The organism is Variovorax sp. F042, assembly GCF_057814215.1.
Genome location: NZ_JBVASX010000034.1, coordinates 1 through 695, shown reverse-complemented (window position 1 = coordinate 695; position 695 = coordinate 1). Strand labels below are relative to the sequence as shown.

Annotated in this window: 1 protein-coding gene; it reads left to right on the top strand. The window is 62.4% G+C overall.

Translation table 11 applies throughout. The features are described 5' to 3' along the window. Window positions 1–695, top strand: a 695-nt coding sequence (locus tag ACZYSP_RS35265; RefSeq protein WP_489019187.1) for a TorF family putative porin, incomplete at both ends; no start/stop codon positions are given.

The window sequence follows — 695 nt, the reverse complement described above, 5'->3', positions numbered from 1 at the left end:
ACAGCAACGACGGATGCCGCAGCAGCACCGGCAGCCGCTCCCGCCCCGAATCTCACGGGCAACGTGTCCATCACCACGAACTACAAGTTCCGTGGCCAGGACCAGGACATGATCGGCAAGAACGACTACGCCAAGACCAAGGGCTTCAAGCCCGCCATTCAAGGCGGCCTGGACTACGCCTTCGGCGACAGCGGCTTCTACGTGGGCAACTGGAACTCCAGCGTCAACTGGCTCAAGGGCAACAGCATCGAGATGGACGTGTACGGCGGCTACAAGTTCAAGGCCGGCCCGCTGGACATGGACGTCGGTGCGCTCACCTACATCTACCCGGGCAACTCCGCGGGCAACACCACCGAGCTGTACGTTGCGGGCACCTACGCCAACGAAACCCTCGGCTCGTTCACCGCCAAGTACTCGCACACCGTGTCGAAGGACTACTTCGGCTACGCGGGCAACAAGGCCGGCTCGGGCCTGAAGGGCACCAACACCGGCTACCTGAACCTGTCGTACAGCAAGGAAATCGTGCCCAAGGTCACGCTGAAGGCGGCGGTGGGCTACACGAACATGTCCAGCGACATCCGCAGCCTGGGCTACAAGAGCTATGTCGACTACAACGTCGGCGCGAGCTACGACTTCGGCAACGGCCTGTCGCTGACCGGCTCGGTGCAGGGCGCCAACAAGAAGAGCTCGTACCT